The following is an 18,307-nucleotide window of genomic DNA, read 5'->3' on the forward strand; positions in this document are numbered from 1 at the left end:
GAATTAGGGCTCTTTCTGTATTAAGACATAAACTACCGCCAAGATAGAACAACCTTTCGAGTCGTCCCCAGCTCTTGCAATTGAGCCGCTATTTTTTCATTTTTCGCAATGGCGAATTTAGGTACAACATAGACCATCTTAGCCTTTGTGTTCGGTAATATTTGTGAAGGTTTATTGTGCACGTATACGGGTTCTAATGGAAGTTCTTGATAGGAGGCGTTCCGTTTTTGGTTACCATTCACCTTGAAGATTTTCAGGTAATCAAAATCAAAGCGCACCCCCGATTTGTTTTCAATTTCAAACTGTAGAAATACATTATCCCCGTGATACTTTAGGTTCTTTAGGCTAAGAACAATCCCTGCCTCTTTTTTCCTGATATGCTTTTCTTCAGGAAGTTTCAATAATGATTCGCAGGATCTGTGCAGCAGTTCCGGATTAGCATTGACCGAAATGTTCACATCCATATCGTCCACTTCTAGTATATCCCCTCTTGCTTCCCTTTTGGCATCCCCGATACTTTCTTGAACAGAAATAAATCGATTGGGATTCTCTAGATGCTCTGCATACTTTAAGATGTAGGAGTATACTTTGCCATCCGTAGTAATCACCAATAAATTACTGGGTTCTCCTTTTACGGCCTTTAATAGTCCCAAGTTTTGCTCTTTTTCACGATTGTAGGTGAACACAAAATGTTCTGAACCTGTAATGCCCTGCTTTATATCCGAGGGAAAGAACAAGGCCATCGTCATTGTTGAATTGGCATAAATAGTGTCCAATGTTTTTGTGTTCGTTGCGTGAACTGGGTAAAACAGACCCAAGCTCAACAGTATAATCAACTTTTTCATATCCTTTATTTTTATTGCCGAGTATCGACTTTTACTATGAGTTTATAATTGGGATTGACCGTCACTTTTACCTGTCGGTTAGAGCGTTGGAACAACCGTTTGATTCCCGTGACCTGTGGTACACCAGGTACATTGATATCATCTACTACATCTCCCAAAACCTGTTGCCGCAACTCTTCGCGAAAACTGTTTTTGATGTAGATGCCTTCCAACCTGTCCCTAAAATCATATGCTTTAAAAGAGAACGGAACATTATCAATGTTTTCTATTTGTAACAAAACGCGATTGGGTTTAAAGCTGACAATACCAAAAAGGGTGGAATTTTTTGGAATCGACACACCGTTAATTTCGACATCGTCCAAGGTGCGCATTTGCAAACGGTCATTGACCTTAATAACCTGCTTCTTATCAATCATTACGGCAATGCTCGGTGCATTTTCCGTATCTTCTACAGGCAAGGGATTTGAAGCAAAAAACAACTGCTGTTCCAAGGCCAATGCTTTTGGGTCAATTTCTTCAACCAATGTTGAAGTTTCTTTTTTTTGTGCTTTCTGTTTCTGGGTAATGGCATTGACCACACTATCCCTAACAGGATTTGTTGCCCGAAAAGTACCCGTAGTATAATCGATACGGCTGTTGTTATAGATACTGTCCACCATCCGTATCTTTTCTTTTTCCAAAAAATCAGGGTCAAAGACACCTGTGGAATCCAGATACTTTTCATCATAGATACTGGGTGCGTTGGTTTGCCTGACTTCTTTTAAATCATCCACAGCATCCAATCTGGATGTGTAATCATCAACACGGTTTTCCAGTACAGGAACCTGTGTTTGTTGCAGTTCATCTTTTTGGGTATCATCCTCACCAAATGCCAAAATGGAATAGGTGATGATAAAAATGACCACTGCTCCGATAACTGCGATAAACGTTATTTTTTTCTTATCCAATTTCATAATCATAATTTTTTACTGTCGATTATCGACTTTCTTTAAAGTGTTCTCGAAATAGTCTGTAATCAAGAGGGCGTGGGTGTTCTTAGGAAAGTTTCGCTTTTCCAAATGCAACAATTTACCCGTGGATACCAGTTCATAGGTATCGATTGCGGACCCCCTATTGATTTCAAAAACAGTGACCGTTCTGAAGGGGTATGGCTCTGCGGTAAGGTCCAATTCCGATTCAATGCTGATGACCTTTTGGACTAAAGAATACTGCATCAAACGGTTATAGACACCATCAGCTTTTTTCTGTCGATATACATTATCAACAGAGCTATCACCCAACCATAGGGCTTTTTCAATATGGCTTTCAAAATTTGTAGCGTCCAATCCATAGAAGTATGAATGAAAAAGCCGTAAATGCTCAAGTGCTTCTACCTCTAAATTTTCCTTTTCCTGTACCCATTGCAAGGGAATAACTTCTCCATTTTTGCCAATGGCAAAAGAGCCGTCCAGTGCTTTGTTGTACATTTTGTAGGATATCAAACTTGAAATGATGGTGGATAGAAAAGCCATTACAATAACAGCCAGGACTATAAACCGATTCATCTTCAATACCTCGTATATGTTTTTATATGGAGTTTTCATAAGCTATTTTTTATTACGTGAATAATTTAAAGGTGAACGAGGTGGCGCGCTTGTACAGTTTGAACTTCAAAAAGACGATAAAGCCAATCGTACCCAATTCAATGATGGGCGCAAAAAATGAGCTTCCAAAATCAAAGCCAAAGAGGTTTACCCAAAAATTGGTGGTAAACTCTGTGTACAACGCATTGACAAATACATTCACCAGAAAAAAGGCGGGAACGAGCATATATACTGCTGCGTACAATTTGAAAAAGGTATAGGCCATTGACCTGAACTTCTCGAAAACCGCAAGACTTATCACCAATGGAAAAAAGGCCTGCATTATCCCTAACAAGAAAAACCGTTCAGCCAGAAACAGGGGATAAATGAACAGGTCGAGCAACCAAAGGAATACGCTCAGAATAAAGGCCAGTATTTTCAAGCCGAACAACGGGGAACTTAATGCCTCGAACAATAAGGCCAGCCCTTTACTGGCCGCTTCCAACCCTCCTGTATCGTCTTCAATCTCGACATCCTGCAATTGCAAAGGCAATAAGGATGGAGCCGTATTGCGATACTGTCCTTCAATGGCTACCAAAATATTGTCAAACACCTCCAGTACCTGACTTGAAAAGATGACCAGAATGACAATAATGAAATTCTTTATCAATTCTGTTGGGGTCAATCCCCAAGTATACCCATCCCTATTGGCAACACCCTCATTGTATTTTTTAAGGATGTTGATTAAAAAGAATAGGATGGCGAGGGCTTTCATCCCCACGATGGTATACTGTAGAAAGTCACTGTCCTTTATGGTCTGAAAGACAGCGTCCACATACTCCAATCCTCCTATTAACGGGATAGCCAGTTGCATCGTTTAATAATTTGTAGCCCTGTTATTGATTTTGTCCTGCATTTCCCGAAAGGAAATGATGTCTTGGTACCGCTTGGTCTTACGCTCTATTTCGGCGACCATTTCCTTAGAGCGTGTTTCCCGTTCCTTTAATACCTCAGCCCGTTCAGCATCGGTCATTTTCAGGTAGTCACTGGAAAGTATCTGCTGCACAAAGTCCAAATCCTCCAACGAGTTTTCAATGATATTCTCAAAGGATTGCGATACTCTTGTGATTTCTTCTGCTTTGATATAAGGCGAGTTTAAAATATTACGCACATCATTTCGAACCACATCAAAGAGGCGTTCGTTGTTGCGGGCCAATTCCCGTACCGCTTTCAATTGTTTTACCACATTGCTCACCTTTTCAATTCGTTCTTTTTGCTGCTTCATAAACTCTACCGTCTTGATCAGGTTTTCTGTTTGTTTAGCAGCTTCCAAAATTTGCTTGCCCAGTGTAATAAAATTGGTGTTGTCATACACGGGCATTCCTTGGCACGTAGCACGTGCAGGCAATAATAAAGTTCCGAGTGCCAAAAGGCACATAAAAATGAATCTTCTCATAACGCTTTTGTTTTTAAATGAATGAATTCTTTTAGGGCTGTTTCCATACAACCATTTTTGTTATAAAGGGCCATTATGGCCTCGTTATCCGCGCCGTCGGTGAGGTAGGCAGCAAATACCTCTTGGGGTACTTCCAGTCGAAAGATGTTGCTCTCTTTTCCGATTTTGATAAAAATCTCGGTGTACTTGCGTTTTCCCGACAGGTTGTTTTTTATGGATTTCAATTGATTGAGGTCGTGGCTGGATAGGTTCAACCGTTTCACCAGTTCGCCATAGCCCTTTTCATTGTTCAAGCTATAGATGACCTGTGTATTCTCCAGAATACTCGCTGACGTGGAATTGTCGGGCAATTGGTTGATGGACTGTAAAATGATACCAATGGCACCTTCTTGTTTTCGGATGGCTTGGTAATAGAATTCCACCGATTCCAACACATTCTCAAACTTCAATTGTTTGGCAAACTCATCAAACAGGATAATACCTTTTTCTTCCTTGTTTTGCCAAATGGTACGCTGTATGGCTGTCTTAATCAGTTTGAGCATCACGGATAGGATTTCCTTGTTGTCCTTCACCTCATCCAACTCAAAAACAATTAAACGCTTGTCCTCGATTTTATAGGATTGGTCTTCGCTAGTTTCAAATAGAAAGCTGTATAATCCTTCACGCACATACTCCGATAAAATGTGCAGAAACCCTTCTACATTGAAGTAATCCGGATGGATATGGAGCTTGGTCAATAAATCCTCCCGCTGTGATTCGATATAGGTATAAAAACTATCTAAGGAATGTTCCCCAAAACTATTTTTATAGTAGGAATGGAGTATCTTTTTAAGAGCTACGGACTGTTCCTTTTTAGGCTTGGTGCCCTCTCCTATAAGTTCAAAAAGAAATACGGACAAATCCTCCAATCGTTCGGGACTGACATCGAGGGGGTTTGTTATATAGAAAGGATTGATTCCAAGGCTCTTTCCACTTTCATAGCGCAATACGGTATACTGTTCGGGATATAGACTGGCAAACTTGGTATACGAACCGCCCAAGTCTATAATGACCAAGCGCACATTCATTTCAAAGTACTGTCGTAGAATGTTGTTTGCCAGAAAAGATTTGCCCTCTCCTGTGGGCGCAAAAATGGCAAAGTTGCGCGCCTTGATTCGCTTCTTTTGTTCGTCCCAAACATCTTTCAGAACTGGAATGCTGTGTTCGCGGTCGTTAAAGATGATGCCCTGTCTATCCGTTCTGTAATTGGTATTGTTCAGATAAAGACAGAGTGCGTGTTTTAGATCGGTCACATAGACATCTTCATTGGAAAAGTTGGAAGCAAAACAAGGATAGCTGTTCAGGATATAGTTTTTGCGTTCTTCTCCCCTGGGATAATATGGGGTTATGTCCAATTCCTTGAACTCAGCTTTGATACGAGAGCCAATGCGCTTTAACTCTTGGGCTTCCCCACTCCAATACACAATGTTCAGGTGCCCTCTTATGATTCTGGCATTGTCGTCATTGTTGATTTGACCAACGATATGCTCAATCTTTTTAAGGATGATCTTGTTCTGTGTTCCAAAATTTGAACTCTTTTTGAGTTCCTCGATTTTCTTATCCAGCATTTTGCGCCATTTCCGCTTATCGTCCAGATAGATGATTTGGTTGACGATATGGTTTTCATTTAAGGAAAGCCCCAGACCATCAATATATCCTTGATGAAACACAAAATCATCTGAAGTGAACCGCTCGTTGATTTTACTGGTCTGGACGCTCTCCCCAAAACAGGCTTCACTATTGACCGCCAATACATCAAAATGATTGTTACCTACGGTCACTTTGGACTTTTCCAAAAGTATATCCGTATCATATCCGATATTGAAGCCGTTGAAATAATTACGACTTAGTTCAAGAATCTGTTTTTTATCTAGAGGTTGCAACGATACCTTTCGGCTATTGTTGATATAGGTGATGGAATCATTAACAGAGCCAATGAAACTATGCACGTTCTGATTTAATTCTTGATGAATCCCTTTACTGACCTTTCTAAATGGGTTGACATATTTGGGGTTGTTCAAGGTTTTGTTTCGCACCAGCGTTAAAAACAGGTAGCATTTATGCTCGATATATTCTCTTCCCTTAAAATGGTCGTGGGTGGCTTTCGCCAAAAAGGTATCGTTGGGTAAGTATTCAGAATCGAACGCTTTTTTGAGATATACATCCTGCTTATGGATAACACAACCAACGGGCAATGACTTTAAGGCCTGAAACCAAGTGGAGTGCAAATCCTCAAAATCCTTCTCGGACAGAGAATACACTTCGGGCAGTTCTCCTTGATAACAGGCTATGACATTGCCATTATTGGCAAAGATGACATTGTCCTGTATCTCAATGATGGGATTGTATGTTGCGATATTAATAATTGACATAATGCGTCAGGTTTTCTTTTTTATTACTGATGATTTTTGGGAACACCGTATTGAAATTCAGTGAAATGGCTTTACGGGCTATTTTGGTGAGCACGATGTATAGAGTGCCGTTCCATAGCATTGCGATTATGATGATTACCAAACTGAATGAAAAGATGATGACCAGTAGGGATGCCAAAATGGAGAGCATCATCATTGCAAAGAGTGATATGGGAAGCCCCCATATCATAGCCCCTTTGCGAATGTTCTTATATACCTCGTACTTTCTCATCACACTACAATTCCAATGAGATAGGTAAAGATGCCCACTACGGCACCTGCAATAAGTACAAAGACCAATACACGGGTAATCCCTTTTTTAAGGTCTGCATTCTCCCCAAAGAAATGTCCCGCATTGAATAGGAACCCGATAAGGAAAATGACACCGAGCAGCAAAGGGAAAATAGCCCGAATCGTATCGGAAACATCATTTACGGAATCTTCAATGCCCCCAATTTGCGCAAATGTGGGTAGGCTCATCAGGAGCATTGCCCACGTTAGATACATCGCTTTTTTCATAACGCTTACGTTTTATGGCCTCCTAAATGACTAAGGCGACCTTGTTAGAAATTACTTTTTGCGAAATCTATAAGCGAATGCCCGTTACGGGAGAAAAACGAAAAATATTAACGGTTTTGAGCGTTAAATTTTGAAGGAAAATGAAGTATTGAACGAAATCTTTAAAAATTGTGTAATGAGAAATTGAAAAACATAGCTGCAATGAAACCGTTCAAAATACTGCTTATGGTGCTCTTTTTAGTTCCTTTGAATGCATTGTTTTCACAGGAGAAAAAGGTAATTATCATTGATGCTGGACACGGGGGAACGGACTCTGGTGCCATAGGAACCAATAAAGCACAAGAAAAGGATATCACCTTGGCAATTGCTAAAGCAATGCTGCTATATAACAGAACATTACTTGATAATCCTTACGAGTTGTATCTAACCAGATATGAGGACACCTTGATTTCATTGAGCCACCGAACCCAATTGGTCCGTGCCTTGAAACCTGACCTTTTTATTTCGTTGCACTGCAACCACGCTAAGAATGAAAAAGCCACAGGCATTGAAATGTATCTACACAATAAAACGAATTTGAAAAATGAAAATCAAATGGAATCCAAAATTGTTGCCCTTTCTATGATTGAGATGCTTACAAAACGATTGGGCTATAGAAACAGGGGAATCAAAAGAGCAAATTTTCAGGTATTGCGAGAGTCGATAACAACAAGCCCAGCTATTTTGGCGGAACTTGGTTTTTTGTCCAATACCGATGAAGCCTCCTACTTGGAATTAAAAAGGAATAGCAACGCAGTGGCATTGGCCTTACTGATGTCCATTAAAATTTAAGATGATGAAAGAAGTATTTGTTAGCCTATATGAAGTGCTCAAAGAAATTACGACAACCGTAGGCAAGGAATTATGGGTATTCATAAAACAGCGGTTTTCATAAAACCCTATTGGAAATTAATAACTTAAAATAAAAGACAATGAAATTTAAAATTGAATCAAAGCCCAGTCCATTAAGACAATTGGACAACTTCAAGCAATTAAAGAATGCCCTTAAACCGATTAAGGCAGATGAAAACGGAAAGTTTTTGGAGGCTTTATTAGAACATTGTATGATTATCAATCGTGCTATTGGTAAAGATTTTAGCTTGGCAGACCACTCCCATATAGATATTAGTTGTGATGTATATTTCAATATTCCCTTGGTTTCCTCTGCTCAACTGGGTAATGGCTCAAACGCTTGGCTCCACGAATACCAAAAAAACGAACACGGTATGATGTTCGAAAACAAGAAGGAGTTGGGCGAATACTTACAGAAGTTGGAACGTATACCCAGTACCATCATACCCATTAAATTGGAATTGACGCAAAGGATTGGAGATGCTAAAAGTAAGTTTGTTTATGAAATTCTATAAATAATGAACTTTTGGATGTAACTCTGCTAAAACAGATTCATATCCGATACTTTATTGACGCACTTTTTAAAGCGATAGTATTTTCTTAAATTATCAGCACTGAAAATACAATCCATTATGAAAAAAATAGTAATCTCGATACTGCTCTTGTTTCCTGTATTGGTTATATCCCAAAACTCAGAATATAATATCAATTCATATTCAGAAGTGGGAACAAAGGCTCCCAATACGCATTATATTGGCATAAACACGCATCCCCTCAGATATTAATTTATGTAGAAGGGGAAGGATATTATCAAGAACGAGGAAAAGAACCCATCATTCTCAAATCTGGAGATGTTATTAAATGTGAAAAAAACACAGAGCATTGGCACTCTTCTACTAAGGAAAGTGATGTAACCTATTTGGCCATATATGGAGGTGATACACCCACTACTTGGACTGAGGTTCTGACCCAAGAATATTATGACAGTGTGGCTGAAAAGTTCAACAAAAATTAAGTGTTAGTCAAAAAATATTGATTTTTCGATTAATCTTATTTAATAGTTCTTCTTTCCTTCTTTGAAGAGACGCTACATTCCATTGATTTTCTTCTAGAACTTGTTGGGTAATGACATATGAAGTACTAACATTATCCTTATCCCGATAAGCGTTTTTCTTTTCTTCGAAATTATTGTTTTTGGCCTGGACATTTTTACGAAGAGAAAGCAGCGTCAAATTTCCAATAGAATCTGTCCACTGTTGTATTTCATCGGAAGTAAAATTTTCTTTCCAAGAAGGTGTTAATGTTTTTGGCAGAATATGTTCTAAATGCAATTTTGGCCCTAAAGGAATGAATGAGTTTTTATCTTCATCCGTGGAAAAATATTCAATTAAAAGCAATACTGCTCTATCCCATTTTCTTCCGTAAACCGTATTACTCTCAATAGACTCTTTAAATGTGTTCGTAGTGGCATATTTTTCAAGATTAGATTTAAACTCATTTTCAATCTGTTCAATACCACTATTGTTTTTTACCAATTTCAAAACATTAAAGGAAGTCTGCTTTATTCTTGCTACTGTAGCGCCAGCAATCCAATTTTGATAGTAATAGGCCACCATTAATTCCCGTAGTTTCCCAATATCAGGATACTTTTCAAAGAGCGCCGTGGTTAAAATACTATTCCAATAAATTTTATGTCTTAAATATTTTAGGCAATAAATGTATTTATCCTCTTGATTGGACATTTCAATGAAGGAATCCGAAAAATCATTTATTTCCTTTATAATCTGGAGCGAGGATTTACCCTCTTTAGAAAAGACTTCAATCAGCTCCTTATCCAATCGATTTTTGGGGTTAGAGGTTATTTTATAATACAAATAGGTATTTAACATACTATCTATCTCCAAATTGGAAAACTTTAAATTTGAGTTTATAAATTCCCATTTGGTTTTAAATGCCTTCCTGTCTTCTTTTGAACTCAACTTGGACATTAGATTAGATTTCAAAATATCTATAGAACTCAATGGCATCCCTCTATCATTGAGCACATTGAATATTTGAATAGCGCTATCTTGAGAAGGACAAATTATTGTAGTTAATACAATGCTTTCATAAAACCAAATAATGAAATCTTCAATATTAACCTTATTTATTTCAATTCGCTCTTCCAAAAACCCTTTTACGAAGTGCGCATTTTGTAAATATCTATTGTCGGGAAAAGATTTTTCGATGTTTTTTGTATCTATGAAATCTATCTTTTTCAGGACGGTTTCCTCAAAATCAATTTGATACTTGTCATTAGTGAGAAATTTTAATTTTCTCTTGCTTTCCTCGTATTCATCTTGAATCGAGTTGGAAATATATTTAAGTGGCTTTTTCCCTAACACACTTCCATATAGTTCTCTGAAAACACAAGCTATGATGGTAAAGGTTGTTATACGTTGTTGTCCATCAATGATGTCGAAGCGTCCGTCTGATTCATTATTTACCAAAACAAGGGAGCCACAAAAATAATGTTCACCATCATTCCGCAAAAAGGCTGTAATCACATCGTCTATTAAGTCTGAAATATTCTCCTTGTCCCACGAATAAGGCCTTTGATAATCTGGTATTTGAAAGAAGTTTTCATCATCTACTAAAATTTTCTTTATGTTTTTTATTTCTGCTTCTAATTTCATCTAAAGTTTCGATTGATTTGATTCGGATAACATACAATTTAATAGGAAAATAATTATAAGGAAAAACGTATTTTTTTATAAAATACTCTATATTAAAGAGTAAGCAAACTACTTAGAAATAAGATAACCTTTTTAGATATGAATTTTTCGTGCGAAGAAATATTCTCAACGTATGGGCAGTTTGACAAGTTTGTGTCAATCGAGTTCACCTATAACAGTGAAGAGTATCACAAATTTGGGTTTCGTTTAATGGGAACTTTTCTTTTTACCTTAGAGGAAAGAGTTGAATTAGAAAAGTTGTTACAAAACAACGATATCCCCAGAACGGATAGAAAAATAAAATTTAAACCATCAAGAATAGCAGAACTAACCGACCACCAAAAAACTGACTTAGATAAAAACGGAATTCTGGCTAGCAGTATTGACACAATTTCTACTCTCAACACTCCAAAATTTAACAGGTTCCTAGAATCTGGAACTAAAGAAATTCAGAACACCGTAAATATAAAAGCACCAAGTTTCAATGGCTGGAAGGGGTTGAATCAATTTAGGTTCGGTTTTCTACATTCAAGGCATTCTAAAGGACAAGCTTTTTCTCCAAGAGAAACAATACAATATTGGGCGTTCAGAATTCATTATAACCACTCTCTGGAAGAGCAAGATTATAAGAATTATCTAGAGTTTGCCAATGATGAACTAAAACAACAAGTGAGGCTCGAAGAACTTAGATTAAAGTATCAAGAGTTGACCATCAACGAAGAAGAAATTAAGGAGTTTGTCAAACTTGTGATTGATGAAATTCAATATAAAAATCAGATTATAGATGCTGAAATCAATCGTTCCACAGAAAGAATAAATACGGTTGCCGAGAATTATGGTGAGGAGATAGAATCACTTAAAAAAATTTGCAAGGAATATGATGAAAGGGTTATTGCATTTGGAGAAAAAATCATCTTTTTAGAATTTGAAAGATTTGTACATATATATGCTCGACACGTTGCAGAAACTCAAATTGGAGAAAGGTTCGCTATTAAATCTGTATTTCAATATAAATTTGAAGATATAATTCGAGTTATCAAGTTGGTCATAGAAAGCATAAACAAAGAGATTCAAGCACATTTTAAAGCTACGCCCGAAGCACCATTTAGACGAATGGGAAAAAGAAGTGTTTATTTTGATGGTCATTATTATAGAATTGAAATTGAGCCAACTGGAAGCTTAAAAGATTTTCATCCATATAATGATGAAAGGGTAGTAAAAGACATTGTAGAGTATCTGAGATTGATGCGGTAGTTATATTTTACTTTTTAAATCCTATCCTATTACGTTTTTTATGGTCCGTTTCAATTTTATCCTTTTGAAGTAGAAAATTAATCGCCTCAAAAACATCCTTAAATTGCCTATCGTACTTAGTTTCCAATTCTTGGAGCTTTTGGGTCAATTCCGAATGGGATAGCGCATATTTTCTGAGAAAAACAAAGGCACGTACAATCTGTATATTGACCTCAATGGCTTTGGGGCTACGTAACACACTTGCCAGCATTGCAATACCTTGTTCGGTAAACGCAAACGGATTATACTTACTGAACTTACCCCGCCCGTCTTTTTCTAAGGTCACAAATTGTGACCTTAAAGATTTGTATTCCCCATTGGTCAATTCAAACATAAAGTCGGACGGAAAACGCTCTATGTTTCGGCGAACGGCCTGCTTTAATTTTTTGGTTTCGGTTTCATACATTGCGGCGAGGTCAAAATCCAAAAGCACTTTTTGCCCCCGCACTTCATAAATTCTATTTTGTATCGTCTGTAGTTCCATTTTTATCCAATTTTTAGTTGTGACCATACCAAAGGATGTTCGCTCGCCATATGTGTTTCGTTCTTAATGCTTTTAAGCATTTCCCATTGCGGTCGTTTTTTAAACCAAATCCCTTTTCTAATCAATCCGCTATTTTTTACAGCTTTGAATAATCTGGTTGAAAGCATCAAATAATCACGTTGTTTGATGTTCACGCCCATTTTGTAGGCTCCTAAACGGAAATATCTGGAGTCCTTTCCCTTATCCAAATCCACCTCAAACGTACGGTGTTTTGAAACATCTTTTAAATCGGTTTCCTCTGTTATCGGCAACAGTGATTTACTATATGAAGGCACATTTAAGGTGCCCACAACAGCTATTAAATTATTGGACTTATTCATTGTTTGATATACCTCTGCTATTCGTTTGGATTGGACTTCAATTTTGGTATTGGATTGTGTGGGATTCTCTGCATCATCTAAAAAGCAAGTCGATAGAACCGTTACGATTTTCCCGTTGGGTGTACTGATTTTATATTCCTGCAAATCCATATCAAAAATGGGATTCCCATTAGCATCAAAATCATTGACGTGGGATTTCATTGATTTTACTTTGTAGCCCTCTTTGGTCAGAACCCCGATACCCCTACCATACACATCATTGGTTTCTAAATACAGTATATGGGTATAGGCATTTGACAAGAAATAGGTATTGAATTCCAATAACGAAGCTCTGTCTTCGACTTCCAATAAAATGAGCACATCTGCCGAAGCTTCTTTGATGATTTTGGCCTTATTCTCAATAGCGGTATCATTAATGGGGTTGGAGTTTAGTTTTACCCAACCGTTCCAATCTGTTAAATGTGTTGCCTTGTAAGAATTTGCCGCCACATCCTTCTTTAAAAATAATTGCCCTGTTTTGTGCATCATTGTGAGATACGGACTGTGCTGCGAATCTTCAAAACCCAAAAGTTGTGACAAGGCACGCATACGGTTAAACTCTTGAATGGTTCGCATTCCTTTAAGCATCAATGCTTCAAATTCCTCAACCCATAATGCTTTGTTTTCTGCTCTATATTTTTTAATCAAGGCCCTATCTCGATAAAAAATGTTTTGAATGTTATATGTCGCGATTCTCATAGCCTACTTTTTTAAAAAGAAATTCTTGTTTTTCAGAAGTATTTCGTTGATTTCTTCTTCATCGTAGTAAATGATACCACCCAATTTGGAATAGGGTATCGTTTCGTTGATTCTGAAGTTCTGTAATGTGCCTGGACTGATTCCAAGCTTCGCCATTACGATATTCGACTTTACCCATCTATCTATCGTAATCCTATTGTATTGCAATAGCATTTCTTTGATTTCTTCAAGTAGACTTTTTCTGAAATCTTCTAAATCTTCGGCTGTTAAAATACTTGCTGGCATAACTATTCTATTTTATTGAGAATGAGGTTAAAACTTTTGCTTAAACTCAGTTCCTATTGTTTGACATTCCTTGTACAAACTTGAATAGTTTTAGCAGATATAAATCACCAGTTCAACCCGAGTCGGGTTAAATTTTAACACAAATAAAATGGAAATTTAGAGTGTTTTGAAGATTTCACATTTCAAATTTTCGAAAGAAATACTAGTAAAAAAGGAGTCATTATAGGAAGAAGTTCTGAGTGTATTCCAGAACAATTTATATGCTAATTTGAAGTAAAGCAAACATTTGATAAATCACCTAGAATACCAATAACTTATTGTTCAACAGGTTTTAAATCAGCATTTTAAAACAAAAAAAGAAATAATATTATTTATTCAGAGTTATTATAAATAATTTTGCATTATGTTCTATAGGAGAAAAATAATATTGGCTTTATTTGAAAAAATTGAGGTAAACCTTGAGAAAACAAGGCTTTACAAGCTAATGTTTTTACTAAGCCAAAGACAAAGCAATCCCAATTATGACTTTGTGCCTTATAGATTTGGATGTTATTCCTACTCGTTGAAAGCCGATTTAAATACAATGGTAAAAAAGGGTTGGCTATCTACGGCCGACAATGGATATGAATTGTCTACAGATAAAAAATATTTTGATGAGTTAGACCCTACTGATAAGTCAATATTATTGGATACCATTAATCTATATGGCAAAATGTCCGTTGACACCATAACAAAACATACATATTTAAATTTTCCATATTTCGCAATAAACAGCACGATTGCTGAATCAATACTTCCAGCGAAATATTTTGAAAAGGTAAAGAGTGCTAAACCCCTCAATTCAGAAACGGTGCTCTATACTATTGGATACGAGGGCATATCTTTAGAAGCATACCTTAATAAACTTATAAAAAATGATATAAAGCTTCTTATCGATGTTAGACGCAACCCTCTTAGTCAGAAATACGGATTTAGCAAAAAACTCTTAAGTGACTTTTGTACTAGATTAAATATTGACTATATCCATATACCAGAAGTCGGTATTGACTCAAGTAAGCGTAGAGAATTAAATAGTCAAGATGACTATGACACACTCTTTGAAGATTATAAAAACACTGTTTTATTAGAAACGGCAGAAGCCCAAGACAGAATATTGCAGTTATTAAACAAACATAAAAGAGTGGCGTTAACTTGCTTTGAAGCTGATAATTGTCAATGCCATAGAACTCATTTAGCTGAAAAAATTGAAAAGTCCCCTACATTTAAGTATCACATAAAACACCTTTAAAATGTATGGCGACTACAAGGGTACTAATTACAGTAAAAACTTACCCAACAATTTCTAGTAAATATGAAGAACTGGTTTGCACCGCTGGTTTATTAGAAGATGGTTCTTGGATTCGAATTTATCCTATCCCTTTTCGAAAAAAAGACTACGAACAACAATACAGCAAATATGACTGGGTAGAAATAGACCTAGTCAAAAATACAAGTGATTTTAGACCTGAGAGTTTCAGACCATACTCTATTGACACTCCAATAAACATTGTAGGTCATTTAGATACAGCTAGCAATTGGCAAGCAAGAAAGGACATAGTGCTTCAAAATGTACACTATGACCTTTCTGAATTAATAAAACAAGCCAAAGACAAAAAGGTCTGTACTTCTTTGGCAACGTATAAGCCAGCTGAAATCCTTGATTTTATAGCAGAACCAACTGAACGTGAATGGAATAAAAAGAAAATAGAAAAACTAATGGCTTCGCGTGAGCAAGGAAATCTCTTTGAACATCCAGAAGACCCTTTTGAAGTTGTAGATAAATTACCTTATAAGTTCAAATATATTTTTAAGGACTCAAATGGCAAGGAACGTAGAATTATGATTGAGGACTGGGAAACTGGTGCATTGTTCTGGAGACAACTTGCCAAATATGAAGGTGATGAAAAAAAAGCAGTTGACGATGTGATTAAAAAATATTTGGATGACTTCGCCAGAACCAAGGATTTGTTTTTCTTTCTTGGCACAACTCAATTACATCATTATACCTCTCATAACCCATTTGTAATAATCGGAACTTTTACTCCAAAAATTGAATTACAAACAAAACTCTTCTGAATGGGATATGGGAATTTGTATTTTTTGTCAAAAAAATTCAGACAGCTCGAAAAGTGTCGAACACATAATTCCTGAGTCTTTAGGAAACAAAGACATCATTCTCCCTAAGGGTGTTGTTTGCGATACTTGTAATCAATATTTCGCTACTAAAGTGGAAAAGCCCCTCTTGGAATCAACTTACTTTCAAAATGTTCGTTTTCGTAATCACATTCTTTCTAAAAAAGGTAGAAGCACACCTGGCAAAGCCTTAATACCGCATCTCAAAGGGGGTTGGGTAGACCTGTATAGTGATGAACACGGTTTTTCATTGAATATTGAAAATCCAGATATTATAAATATAATCAGGGAGAATAAGGTTAATAAAATGATAGTCGAAGTAGCTAAAGAACCAATAAAAAACAACTACATAATGTCTCGTTTTTTAGCTAAAACGGCCCTCGAATCTTTGGCATTCATTGGATTGGGTGATAAAAATTGGCTTGAAGAGGTTAGAAATATGAAAGAGCTGGATCCACTAAGGAGATATGCTCGTTACGGAGAAGGTAAACAATGGATCTATCATCAACGGAGAATCTATGGGGAAGAAGTCCGATTTACTGACCCTATAAGACATCCTGAACCTTATGAAGTACTTCACGAAATGGACTTTCTGTATATTGATCCAGGCATCTATTATTATGTTCTTGTGATAATGGGAGTAGAATTTGTAATTAACTGTGGAGCTTCGGAATTGGATTTATTTAATGATTGGCTTGAAAAAAATTATCAAATTTCTCCCATTCGTAGGGGTTCCGAAAAAATGATTCAAAAAGGGCCATAAAATCGTATCGGAAAAATTGTTTTTCAGTAAGGCATTTATATTGAAGTGTTTAAAAAAACCACCGCTTCAACTTGTTTTGTATCTACGGTGGCTACAGTGATTTAACTTTCATCAATCAAAGTAATTTAGGTAAACCAGCTTCAATTTTGCTTATCCTTGGTTTAACACTATTGTTCGTTGATTTTTGAAGTATTCTCAAAAAATTACGCATTTCTATGCGCTTATTTGATTACGATTTAAGGTGTCTTGTAAGCTATTCATATCGTCACGTAACTTTCTTTCGACCACATTGGCATAAATCTGAGTGGTAGAAAGTTTGGCGTGTCCCAATAATTTAGAGACTGTGGCAATGGGTACGCCATTAGAAAGTGTTACCGTAGTCGCAAAAGTATGGCGTGCAATATGACAAGTTACTTTGATGTCAATTTCACACTTACCTGCAATTTCCTTTAAATATGCATTCATTTTTTGGTTAGAGCATACAGGCAACAATCGAATAGATTCTTCAAAGTTTTCATACTTCTTCAAAATCGCTTTCGCCTTATCCAACAAAGGTATTTTAACAGGTTCATCGCTCTTTTCTCGGCAAAAAGAAAGCCATAACATTCCATCAATACCCATTACAATATTATCCTTGGTAAGTAGTTTCACATCGATATAGGAAAGCCCCGTATAGCAACAGAATACAAACACATCGCGTACCCTATTCAGTTTTGCACTTTCTAGTTCCTCCGTTTCAAAACGTTCTAGTTGCTGTTCGGTCAAAAACCCATTTTTGAATTTGGTATAGGAAAGCTCATATTTTTCAAAAGGGTGCTTATCAATCCATCCTAATTTGTGTGCAAAACCCATTAACTTATTAAGCCGTTCTATATGCTTCATTATACCGTTGTTCTTAAGGGTTTGGACTTTACTTAAATGGTTTTTAGGGTCTTGGAGAAACAACTCAAAATCGACCACAAAGCTATACTGGATATGCTCTAATGGTAAATCTGATGCTTTGTATTGCTTCTTTACAAAGGCAAGTAAATATGCTTCTGTGGTCTTGTAATTCTTTAGTGTACCCTTAGCAAGTTTAAACTTGTTTTTCTCATAATGGTACTTTGACAAGCCCAGTAAAGTTTCATTGCTATGATCTGTACCTTGATAACGCGCTTTTACGGCTTGGGCAGTTACAAAACGCCGTTCTCTAATTAATTCCTTGTAAGACTCCTTTAAATCTACTCTAATGATGTCTAGTTCATCGTTTAAGCTTCGAGCTCTTGAATTCCTACCAATCGCTTTTCCCGCTTTGCTATCCCATTCTTCCATAGGATAAAACAAATCTGTACTAAATTCTGCACGTTTTCCATTTACAGTAATACGTACATAAATAGGCGCACCATTGTTTTTCTTTCTGGCTTTAACTAGCCGAAATAAAATCTTGAAAGTTTTTGAAGTTTGCATTTGTTCCCGTTTTAAGGTTAAACTAATCCTTAACACGAAAGTCAAATCACGTGGAAAGCCTTGCTTTCACTAGAGAATATAAGGAAAAAAAGATAAGTGAACTGTTCCCGTTCTGTTCCCGAATTGTTCCCTTTTTTATTGGATTTAAAGGAAATCAAATGGTATCAAATTTTATTAAAATTCTGAAAATCAATTTATTAGATTTTCTTTGATACCATTTGATATGGTCTTAGTCGGGGTGGCAGACTGAGATAACACATCTTACCACGTTGACCTTCAATATTTTAACCTGCTAATTCCAAACTGTAC

Annotated in this window: 20 protein-coding genes; 7 read left to right on the forward strand and 13 right to left on the reverse strand. The window is 36.6% G+C overall.

Annotated features, from left to right (window positions below; all coding sequences use genetic code 11):
- Positions 1 to 32: 32 nt before the first annotated feature.
- Genes ACRHOZ_RS19595 through ACRHOZ_RS19630 form a run of 8 tightly spaced genes read right to left on the reverse strand, consistent with a single transcriptional unit; the run spans position 33 to position 6,832 of the window.
- Positions 33 to 845 carry a DUF4138 domain-containing protein gene (locus tag ACRHOZ_RS19595; RefSeq protein WP_431129516.1) on the reverse strand — a complete coding sequence of 271 codons (813 nt, stop codon included), beginning with the start codon at positions 843 to 845 and terminating at the stop codon, positions 33 to 35.
- 11 nt (positions 846 to 856) lie between these two features.
- Positions 857 to 1,798, reverse strand: a complete 942-nt coding sequence (gene traM / locus ACRHOZ_RS19600) for a conjugative transposon protein TraM (protein WP_431129519.1) — start codon at positions 1,796 to 1,798, stop codon at positions 857 to 859.
- Between the two features lie 12 nt (positions 1,799 to 1,810).
- Entirely contained in the window at positions 1,811 to 2,428 is a 618-nt protein-coding gene (locus tag ACRHOZ_RS19605) for a conjugal transfer protein TraK (RefSeq protein ID WP_431129522.1), read from the reverse strand.
- A 13-nt stretch (positions 2,429 to 2,441) separates the two neighbouring features.
- The gene (locus ACRHOZ_RS19610) at positions 2,442 to 3,281 is read right to left on the reverse strand and encodes a hypothetical protein (RefSeq protein ID WP_431129525.1); all 840 of its coding nucleotides are present in this window, start codon (positions 3,279 to 3,281) and stop codon (positions 2,442 to 2,444) included.
- A gap of 3 nt (positions 3,282 to 3,284) precedes the next feature.
- On the reverse strand, positions 3,285 to 3,863 hold the full coding sequence (locus tag ACRHOZ_RS19615) for a conjugal transfer protein (RefSeq protein ID WP_431129527.1): 579 nt from the start codon (positions 3,861 to 3,863) through the stop codon (positions 3,285 to 3,287).
- A complete protein-coding gene (locus ACRHOZ_RS19620; RefSeq protein ID WP_431129530.1) occupies positions 3,860 to 6,274 on the reverse strand; it encodes a TraG family conjugative transposon ATPase in 2,415 nt (804 codons plus the stop codon). The genes ACRHOZ_RS19615 and ACRHOZ_RS19620 overlap by 4 nt, the downstream gene beginning before the upstream one ends.
- Positions 6,261 to 6,545, reverse strand: coding sequence for a hypothetical protein (locus tag ACRHOZ_RS19625; RefSeq protein WP_431129533.1), 285 nt, complete (start codon positions 6,543 to 6,545; stop codon positions 6,261 to 6,263). The genes ACRHOZ_RS19620 and ACRHOZ_RS19625 overlap by 14 nt, the downstream gene beginning before the upstream one ends.
- Positions 6,545 to 6,832 (reverse strand): hypothetical protein, encoded by a 288-nt coding sequence (locus ACRHOZ_RS19630; RefSeq protein ID WP_350286901.1) that lies wholly within the window; start codon positions 6,830 to 6,832, stop codon positions 6,545 to 6,547. Before ACRHOZ_RS19630 ends, ACRHOZ_RS19625 begins: the two co-directional genes overlap by 1 nt.
- Before the next feature lie 201 nt (positions 6,833 to 7,033).
- Here ACRHOZ_RS19630 and ACRHOZ_RS19635 point away from each other — a divergent pair, with 201 nt between their 5' ends.
- From ACRHOZ_RS19635 to ACRHOZ_RS19645, 3 genes are all read left to right on the forward strand, one after another.
- A complete protein-coding gene (locus tag ACRHOZ_RS19635; RefSeq protein WP_431129536.1) occupies positions 7,034 to 7,663 on the forward strand; it encodes an N-acetylmuramoyl-L-alanine amidase family protein in 630 nt (209 codons plus the stop codon).
- A gap of 140 nt (positions 7,664 to 7,803) precedes the next feature.
- Positions 7,804 to 8,238: a hypothetical protein gene (locus ACRHOZ_RS19640; RefSeq protein ID WP_431129539.1), complete on the forward strand. Its 435-nt coding sequence runs from the start codon at positions 7,804 to 7,806 to the stop codon at positions 8,236 to 8,238.
- 269 nt (positions 8,239 to 8,507) lie between these two features.
- On the forward strand, positions 8,508 to 8,738 hold the full coding sequence (locus tag ACRHOZ_RS19645) for a cupin domain-containing protein (protein ID WP_431129566.1): 231 nt from the start codon (positions 8,508 to 8,510) through the stop codon (positions 8,736 to 8,738).
- 7 nt (positions 8,739 to 8,745) lie between these two features.
- On the opposite strand, the gene ACRHOZ_RS19650 is transcribed toward ACRHOZ_RS19645, so the two are convergent.
- Complete coding sequence (locus ACRHOZ_RS19650) at positions 8,746 to 10,398, reverse strand: DUF262 domain-containing protein (protein ID WP_431129542.1); 1,653 nt, start codon at positions 10,396 to 10,398, stop codon at positions 8,746 to 8,748.
- Between the two features lie 249 nt (positions 10,399 to 10,647).
- Between ACRHOZ_RS19650 and ACRHOZ_RS19655 the strand changes: the two genes are divergently transcribed.
- Positions 10,648 to 11,691, forward strand: a complete 1,044-nt coding sequence (locus tag ACRHOZ_RS19655; protein WP_431129545.1) for a hypothetical protein — start codon at positions 10,648 to 10,650, stop codon at positions 11,689 to 11,691.
- 7 nt (positions 11,692 to 11,698) lie between these two features.
- Here the strand turns inward: ACRHOZ_RS19655 and ACRHOZ_RS19660 are convergent, their stop codons facing one another.
- The 3 genes from ACRHOZ_RS19660 to ACRHOZ_RS19670 are packed head-to-tail and all read right to left on the reverse strand — an operon-like array spanning position 11,699 to position 13,617.
- On the reverse strand, positions 11,699 to 12,214 hold the full coding sequence (locus ACRHOZ_RS19660; RefSeq protein WP_431129548.1) for an ORF6N domain-containing protein: 516 nt from the start codon (positions 12,212 to 12,214) through the stop codon (positions 11,699 to 11,701).
- Between the two features lie 2 nt (positions 12,215 to 12,216).
- Positions 12,217 to 13,332, reverse strand: a complete 1,116-nt coding sequence (locus ACRHOZ_RS19665) for a hypothetical protein (protein ID WP_431129550.1) — start codon at positions 13,330 to 13,332, stop codon at positions 12,217 to 12,219.
- 3 nt (positions 13,333 to 13,335) lie between these two features.
- Positions 13,336 to 13,617: a helix-turn-helix domain-containing protein gene (locus ACRHOZ_RS19670; RefSeq protein WP_410483452.1), complete on the reverse strand. Its 282-nt coding sequence runs from the start codon at positions 13,615 to 13,617 to the stop codon at positions 13,336 to 13,338.
- Between the two features lie 403 nt (positions 13,618 to 14,020).
- Here ACRHOZ_RS19670 and ACRHOZ_RS19675 point away from each other — a divergent pair, with 403 nt between their 5' ends.
- From ACRHOZ_RS19675 to ACRHOZ_RS19685, 3 genes are read left to right on the forward strand one after another with little or no spacing between them, the layout of a single operon-like run.
- Complete coding sequence (locus tag ACRHOZ_RS19675) at positions 14,021 to 14,905, forward strand: DUF488 family protein (protein ID WP_431129554.1); 885 nt, start codon at positions 14,021 to 14,023, stop codon at positions 14,903 to 14,905.
- 5 nt (positions 14,906 to 14,910) lie between these two features.
- A complete protein-coding gene (locus ACRHOZ_RS19680) occupies positions 14,911 to 15,732 on the forward strand; it encodes a hypothetical protein (protein ID WP_431129557.1) in 822 nt (273 codons plus the stop codon).
- Positions 15,707 to 16,552 (forward strand): HNH endonuclease, encoded by an 846-nt coding sequence (locus ACRHOZ_RS19685; RefSeq protein WP_431129560.1) that lies wholly within the window; start codon positions 15,707 to 15,709, stop codon positions 16,550 to 16,552. The genes ACRHOZ_RS19680 and ACRHOZ_RS19685 overlap by 26 nt, the downstream gene beginning before the upstream one ends.
- Before the next feature lie 213 nt (positions 16,553 to 16,765).
- Here ACRHOZ_RS19685 and ACRHOZ_RS19690 read toward each other — a convergent pair whose 3' ends face one another.
- Positions 16,766 to 17,998: a site-specific integrase gene (locus tag ACRHOZ_RS19690; RefSeq protein WP_431129563.1), complete on the reverse strand. Its 1,233-nt coding sequence runs from the start codon at positions 17,996 to 17,998 to the stop codon at positions 16,766 to 16,768.
- Positions 17,999 to 18,307 lie beyond the last annotated feature (309 nt).

Source organism: Flagellimonas flava, from assembly GCF_050617915.1.
GTDB classification, from domain to species: domain Bacteria; phylum Bacteroidota; class Bacteroidia; order Flavobacteriales; family Flavobacteriaceae; genus Flagellimonas; species Flagellimonas flava_A.